The sequence below is a fragment of the Pseudomonas sp. RA_35y_Pfl2_P32 genome (genome assembly GCF_963970735.1).
Lineage (GTDB): Bacteria > Pseudomonadota > Gammaproteobacteria > Pseudomonadales > Pseudomonadaceae > Aquipseudomonas.
On sequence record NZ_CAXAQF010000419.1, the window covers coordinates 1 to 277 of the forward strand.

Genomic DNA, 277 nt, shown 5'->3' on the forward strand with positions numbered 1-277 from the left:
TCGTTGGCCGGGGTATCGACCAGCACGGTACCGGTGGTTTTACCCGCTTCGATAACGATGACCGAGCCATTGCTTAAGGTCACGGTCATCGGCGTGCCGGCCGGATTGGTCAGGGTCGCGGTGTAGGTGATCTGCCCGCCTTCGGTGATACCGCCCGTGGCGGTCAAGGTCAGGCCGGTAGTGTCAGTCGAATCACTGATGGTGGTAACGGCTGGCGTGGTGCTTGGCACCAGGTTTTCGAAGTTGCCGCCAGTAGTCCCGGTAATAGTCGTGCTAA

At 59.9% G+C, this 277-nt stretch carries 1 protein-coding gene; it reads right to left on the bottom strand.

The features are described 5' to 3' along the window. A partial coding sequence (locus AACY45_RS28980) for an immunoglobulin-like domain-containing protein (protein WP_339548907.1) occupies positions 1–277 on the bottom strand: 277 nt, incomplete at both ends.